The organism is Sulfurihydrogenibium sp. (assembly GCF_027448985.1).
Lineage (GTDB): Bacteria > Aquificota > Aquificia > Aquificales > Hydrogenothermaceae > Sulfurihydrogenibium.
Genome location: NZ_DAIDMN010000074.1, coordinates 1 through 6,893, shown reverse-complemented (window position 1 = coordinate 6,893; position 6,893 = coordinate 1). Strand labels below are relative to the sequence as shown.

The window sequence follows — 6,893 nt, the reverse complement described above, 5'->3', positions numbered from 1 at the left end:
CAGTGGTAGTTTTACTTTATGATACCACTGGAGGTTTTTTATTTCATCTTTTTTTCGAATTGGAAATTAGGGTTTTATAATAAATATGTATTCAAAGTATGCAGTAGAAACTCCATTTATAGATTATTTTTGGACAATTAGGAATATACATGCTCCCATATTTGAGGTTGCTAATGTAGCTAAAAATGTGCCAGATTTTGATATTATTCACAGTCCTTCTACAGGATACGCTGGATTTTTGGCATCTTTGTTATCATACGATAGGAAAAAACCTTTTATTTTAACGGAACATGGAATCTACACAAAAGAAAGAAAAATAGATTTGCTTAACACTGACTGGCTTGTGGATAAAAGACTGTTTTTCCAAAAAGATATAGGTGAACTTGACCATATAAAAAATCTGTGGATTAGATTTTTTGAGAGCATTGGAAGATTTATATATAAAGCAAGTACATTAATTATATCTCTTTTTTCAACAGCAAGAGAAATTCAAATATCATATGGAGCAGACCCTCAAAAATGTATAGTGATACCAAATGGAGTAGATGTAGAGGGTTATTCCAAATTGATAGAAAAAAGACCTAAAAAAACACCAAAAGTAATAACATTACTTGGGAGAGTTGTTCCTATAAAGGACATAAAAACATTTATAAAAGCTATGAAAATAGTTTGTGATAAGATGCCAGACACAGAAGGATGGATAGTTGGACCTACTGATGAAGACCCAGACTACTTTGAAGAATGTAAAAATTTAGTAGAAACGTTCAAATTAGAGAATAATGTAAAATTTTTAGGATTTCAAAACCCGAAAGATATCTTTCCTAAAACAGGAATATTAACATTAACATCAATAAGTGAAGGTATGCCTTTGGTGATTTTAGAGGGTTTTGCCGCCGGAGTTCCCTGTGTTGCGACAGACGTTGGTTCATGTAGGCAACTTATATACGGTGGACTAAACGAAGAAGATATAAAAATTGGCAAAGCCGGAGAGGTAGTTCCAATAGCAAATCCAGAAGAGTTAGCTAAAGCATACATTAAGCTTTTAGAAGATGAGAATCTATATAAATCCTGCCAAGAATCAGCTATAAAAAGAGTTAACACTTTTTATACCAAAAAACAGTTTCTAGATAATTACAGGAAAATCTATACGGAGATTAAAGAAAAATGGCAGGTATAAGTTTTGAACTGAGAAAAGTATTACGAGAAAAAACTATAACCTCCATTGCAAAAGCTTTTGGGTATTCTACAGTATTAAGTGCTGGTCCCTATCTTATTTCTGTCTTAACAATAATTTTGTCTTATTATCTTCTTAGTCCATTGGTAGCAGATAAAAAAATTATTATTCAGTTTCAAGTAATACTAACATATCTTGTAGCTTTTAGTTTGATATTGACAGGATTTTCCCAACTTATGATAACAAGATTTATAGCAGATAGAATTTTTGAAAGGAAGTATAACCTTATACTGCCTAACCTTTTAGGCAATATGGTTTTAAATATGGGTGTTGGATTTTTACTATCTTTAATATTTTCTATTTTAGCTTTTAAACAGCAAGGACCAATATTTATAATTTTATATGTTTTCAACTTCACTATATTCTGTGGTTTATGGATTGTAAACATTGTTTTAACAAGCTTTAAAAGTTATAAATTCATTGTTTTTTCTTTTCTTGTTGGGTATTTAACATTCCTGATTTTAGCATTCTTTTTAGTTTCCTTTGGATTAAATGGCTTACTACTTTCTTTTTTCTTGGGTCAAGCTTTGCTTTATTTTTTATTACTTGGATATATGATAAAAAATCATGACTCAGACGAACTATTTAGATTTGATTTTTTTGATAGAAAACAAATTTTTGTATCGTTGATTTTTTCCGGGTTTTTTTATAATTTAGGTGTTTGGATAGACAAATTTGTTTTTTGGTTTACACCCTTTACAAGTATACAAATAATCGGTCCAATCAGGGCTTCTATTGTTTATGATATTCCAATGTTTTTAGCGTATATATCAATTGCTCCAGGTATGGCTGTATTTTTCTTGAAACTTGAAACAGAGTTTGCTGAATATTACGATAAATACTACAGGGCGGTAAGAGAAGGTGCTACATTACCTAAAATATACGAATATGGTGATGAGATGATACTCTCTGCTAGAAATGTAATATTAGATATTATGAGAATTCAAGGAATAGCCTTTGTTATATTTCTTCTTTTTGATACATTTTTATTAAAACTTTTTAATATCTCTTTACTTTACATTCCTCTTCTTCACATACTAATGCTTGGAACTTATTTACAACTTGTTTTTATGTGTATCCTTGCTATACTAAATTATTTTGATAGAAGAATAGAAGTTATGTTTTCTTCATTAATTTTTGTCTTTACCAACTTTCTTTTTTCTTTGATAACAGTTTTTCTAGGTCCTTACTTTTATGGTTATGGCTTTGTTTTTTCTCTCCTTGTTAGTAATGTAATTTCCATTTTACTACTTAGGAGGTTTTTAAATGAGATTCATTACCAAACTTTTATGCTTAATTAGTTTTTTTGGTTTTTTAAATAAAGCTTTTGCTGATATTTCAGTAGGTTTTATTTACAAAGAACCACCAGAGGAAGCTTTTTATCTATTTGATTGGTTAATTTTGGACCCAGATACCTTTTCTTGGGAGAAGTTTGATGAAAAGTTTTATATAAAAAAGAAAAAATCCAAAATCATAGCGTACTTATCCCTTGGAGAGATAGAGCCTTATAGAAACTATTACAAAGATATAAAAAAAGAATGGATTTTAGGGGAAAACAAAGCATGGAAAACTTACATAGCTGATATAAGAAACAAAGAATATCAAAAATTTTTATTAGACAAAGTTTTAAATAAATTAAACAGATACGACGGATTTTTCTTCGATACCATGGATAGTTATCAACAGGTTTTAAAGCCACAATAATTTAAATCTTATGAAGAAGCTCAAGTAGAATTTATAAAAGAAGTTAAAAAGAGGTATCCAAACAAAATCATTTTAACAAACAGAGGATTTGAAATAGTAGATAATTTGGTTGGAATTATAGATGGATTAGTTGCGGAAAGCCTTTTTTATGGTCTGGACGTTAGTACGATGAGATATAAAAAGATGAAAGAAGAAGATACAAAGTGGCTTTTAGATAAATTAAATTATGTGAAAAGTTTAGGAGTAAAAGTGATTGTTATAGATTATGTAAACCCAAAAGATAAAAAATTAGCAAAAGAAGTAGCTAAGAAAATATATGACCTTGGATTTATACCCTATATAACTGACAAAAATTTACAAACAGTTGGGACGAGTATATATCAACTAAAACCAAGAAGAGTTCTTATGTTTTACGACTCTAAAGAAAACGACCCAGCATATTCTGAAATTCATCGTATTTATCAGTTGTATGTAGAGTATTTAGGATATATACCTGTTTTATACGATATACAAAAAGGTTTACCTGATAGATTTTTAGCGGATGAATTCGCAGGTATTTTAGTAAGGCTATCCAAAGTAAATGATGAAAGAACATTTATAAAATGGATTGAAAAGCAAATAGACGATGGTTTAAAGGTATTTTTTATTGACTTTTTCCCAGTATCTGAAGAACTTTTAGAGCCACTTGGTATTTCCTATAATCAATCAGCTTCAATTTTTGATAAATTTCAAGTGATAAACAGTAAATATAACTTTTTCGAAATTAATCCGGATTTTAGCAACGTTCCTATAGTAAACATAACAGAAGGAGAAGCTATTTTAACTGTAAAAGTCAAAGATAAAATTTTCGTACCTTTTGCTATAACAAAATGGGGTGGGTACGCTTTAGAGGGAAGTTTTTTAAGGAATATGGGGCAAAACTCTTTTTTTGTGTTTGACCCAGTGAAAATATTTAGAGATGTTTTAAATCCGGATTTTCCAGCGTTAGATATTACCACTGAAAATGGAAGAAGAATTTTGACAGCTCACATAGATGGAGATGCTTTTTTTGGAGTTGCTGATTTTGACCCATCTAAGAATCTTGGTGAGATTATAAGAGATGAAATACTAAAAAAATATAAAATACCTCATACAGTTTCAATAATAGAAGGAGAAATATCACCGGAAGGACTCTATCCAGAAAAAAGCCAAAAGTTGGAGGAAATAGCAAAATCAATATTCTCTTTGGAAAATGTAGAACCTGCAAGTCACTCATATTCACATCCTTATAAATGGCAGGAGATTGAAAGAATAGATGAAGAATTAGATAAAGTAGAAGGATACAGCTTACCAATCAAGAATTATAAATTTTCCTTAGAAAGAGAAATAATAGGCTCTGTTGATTATATAAATAAAAAACTCACTCCAAAAGATAAAAAAGTAAAAGTTTTCCTATGGACAGGTGATTGTATTCCTTCAGAAAATGCTTTAAAACTTACTTATAAAATAGGCATATACAACGTCAACGGAGGAGACACTACAATTGATTCAAAAAATCCATATTTTAGTTTAATAGGACCAATGGGTATAAATAGAAATGATTACTTTCAGGTGTACGCCCCAATTCAAAATGAAAACGTTTATACAAACTTATGGAAAGATTACTACAACTATATAAATGTTATAGATACCTTTAAACTAACGGACAAACCTTACAGATTCAAACCTATGGCAATTTACTATCACTTTTATTCAGGACAAAAGTTGGCATCCTTAAAAGCTCTTAAGGAAATTTACAACTATGCTTTATCTAATGAAGTTAATCCTATGTTTTTGTCAGAGTACGCTCAAAGAGTTTTAGAGTTTAGAAACACCGCAATAGCTGAAGATGTAAGAGATGACAGTTTAGTTGTTAGAGGAGAAGGAAACCTAAAAACTTTAAGATTTGATAAACAGACTTATCCAGATATATTCAACAGTAAAGGAGTCGTTGGCTTTAAACAGATAAACAACTCAACATATATTCATCTTGACAACTCAGGAGATTATAAATTTGTTTTTAACAGTCAAATTCCGGATTTTTATCTTGTAGATTCTAATGGGCAGATAACAGATTTTAAAAAGGAAGGAAAAAAAGTCTCATTTAAACTAAAAAGCTATATACCTTTAGAGTTTAAACTTTACAACCGAAACTGTAAATTAGAAGTAACTCCAAAAAATTATAATCAATCTCAAAAAGCAGGATATACTTATGAATTTAGATATAAAACAGAAAAAGAAGCCTATGTGGAAGCCTACTGCAACTAAAGAAATTTTTAGTTATAAGGAAATATTTGGGTTTGTTTTAGTAGTGTTAATCGTATCGTTTATAATTTTTCCAAAAGGAAAAATAGAAAAATTGGTATTTGAGGAAGATACAAATATAGAATTATCCAATATATACTTGGAAAATTTAATTAGGATAACCAATAACGACCAATTAAGACTACTACTTGCGGAGAGATATATAAAATTAGGATACAAGTATAAAGCTATACCTATTTTAAACTTTTTAGAAAAAAGTCCAAATAAGGAAATAAACTCCAAAGCAAAAGTTTTAAGATACCAAATTTTAAAATCAGAATACTTTGCTAAAGACACTCCTGATGATAAAAAAGAACTTTTAAAAATACAGATGAAAAAACTACTGATAGATAGCTTAAATTCAACTCAAAACTTAGAGACCATACAAAAAATTTATAAAGAAGCATTATCTATGGCTTTTATTGATGTTGCATACCAATCTGTAAAAAAGGCTGTGGTATTGAGTAAAAACAGTAAATACTGGTTAACAGAAGCATACAAACAAGCCTTAGCTATAAGTAATTTTAAAGATGCACAAAGGTACGCTACTGAATTATACCGTATAGATAAAGAAAATAAAGTAAAATGGTTAAATGAACTTTACAATATATCTGTATCAATAAAAGATTACACTTTGGCAATAAAAGCCCTTGAAATCCTATCTATAGAGGATAGAAAAAATTCAGCTTTATACAACCAAAAAATAATAGATATACTCCTTTATACAAAAGATTATAAATCAGCTTTAGCATTGCTAAAAAATCTTTATCAGAGAGATATTACAAATCGATACATCTGGCTTGAAAAAATGGCGAATATATACTTAATGGGGAAAAATTATAAAGAAGCCTTCAACCTTTACAACCAAGCATTTTTAAATGAAAAAAATCCACAAAAGCGAAAGGAACTATTTAAAAAAGCTGTTGAAATTTTATCATGGAGTAAAGATTTTGATAATTTAAAAATCTTTTTAAATTCTTATTACCAAGATTTTTTAAATGACAAAGAGATGGCCAAATTTATTTTAAAAACAGCTTTAGCAACAGGAGACTCTAAATTTGCATACAAAATAGCCCTAGAAATAAAGGAAAGAGGTTTATAAATGAAAAGGTTGTTGCTAATTCCTTTTATCTCTCTACCAGCTATTGGTTTAGAAATAGAAGATATATCGGTACAAACAAAACCAAAGCAAGAAAATTATTCTGAAATTAAAAATACCTCCAATAAAAAATTTTTTGAAGAAAAAAAACAATTAAAAAAATCTTTCTCTGTTTATGACAATGAATTATTAAAACTCTTGGTTCAAACATTTTTAGGTAATCAAGACTTAGATAATGCTTATGAAGTAGCAAAAAAAGCCCTAGAACTTTTTCCAAATGATCCTTACTGGTTGAAAACATTTGGTCAAATTGCTATTTGGAATAAAAAACCAACAGAAGGCTTAGAGTCCTATCTTAGACTTTATCAACTTACCAAAGACGAAAACCTAAAAAAAGAGATATTTAATTTGTCCTTAGTAGTTAATCGGTTTGATATTGCAAAAAAAATTATAGAAGAAACCCTAATTTCCAATTCGAAAAAAAGATGAAATAAAAAACCTCCAGTGGTATCATAAAGTAAAACTACCACTGGA

The 6,893-nt window shown here is 29.1% G+C and carries 6 protein-coding genes; all 6 read left to right on the top strand.

Annotation, left to right across the window (positions count from 1 at the left end; genetic code table 11):
- Positions 1 to 85: 85 nt before the first annotated feature.
- The gene (pelF, locus tag NE054_RS06550) at positions 86 to 1,177 is read left to right on the top strand and encodes a GT4 family glycosyltransferase PelF (protein WP_297889985.1); all 1,092 of its coding nucleotides are present in this window, start codon (positions 86 to 88) and stop codon (positions 1,175 to 1,177) included.
- Positions 1,165 to 2,535, top strand: coding sequence for an exopolysaccharide Pel transporter PelG (pelG, locus tag NE054_RS06545; protein WP_297889983.1), 1,371 nt, complete (start codon positions 1,165 to 1,167; stop codon positions 2,533 to 2,535). The genes pelF and pelG overlap by 13 nt, the downstream gene beginning before the upstream one ends.
- Complete coding sequence (locus NE054_RS06540; protein ID WP_297889981.1) at positions 2,501 to 2,938, top strand: endo alpha-1,4 polygalactosaminidase; 438 nt, start codon at positions 2,501 to 2,503, stop codon at positions 2,936 to 2,938. The genes pelG and NE054_RS06540 overlap by 35 nt, the downstream gene beginning before the upstream one ends.
- Before the next feature lie 105 nt (positions 2,939 to 3,043).
- Positions 3,044 to 5,224, top strand: coding sequence for a polysaccharide deacetylase (locus tag NE054_RS06535; protein ID WP_297889979.1), 2,181 nt, complete (start codon positions 3,044 to 3,046; stop codon positions 5,222 to 5,224).
- Positions 5,169 to 6,362: a hypothetical protein gene (locus tag NE054_RS06530; RefSeq protein WP_297889977.1), complete on the top strand. Its 1,194-nt coding sequence runs from the start codon at positions 5,169 to 5,171 to the stop codon at positions 6,360 to 6,362. Before NE054_RS06535 ends, NE054_RS06530 begins: the two co-directional genes overlap by 56 nt.
- A complete protein-coding gene (locus NE054_RS06525) occupies positions 6,363 to 6,848 on the top strand; it encodes a tetratricopeptide repeat protein (protein WP_297889975.1) in 486 nt (161 codons plus the stop codon).
- The last annotated feature ends 45 nt before the right edge of the window (positions 6,849 to 6,893 follow it).

Coding starts and splice junctions, on each gene's coding strand:
- pelF (WP_297889985.1), top strand. CDS start 86: ATGTATTCAAAGTATGCAGTAGAAACTCCATTTATAGATTATTTTTGG.
- pelG (WP_297889983.1), top strand. CDS start 1,165: ATGGCAGGTATAAGTTTTGAACTGAGAAAAGTATTACGAGAAAAAACT.
- NE054_RS06540 (WP_297889981.1), top strand. CDS start 2,501: ATGAGATTCATTACCAAACTTTTATGCTTAATTAGTTTTTTTGGTTTT.
- NE054_RS06530 (WP_297889977.1), top strand. CDS start 5,169: ATGAATTTAGATATAAAACAGAAAAAGAAGCCTATGTGGAAGCCTACT.
- NE054_RS06525 (WP_297889975.1), top strand. CDS start 6,363: ATGAAAAGGTTGTTGCTAATTCCTTTTATCTCTCTACCAGCTATTGGT.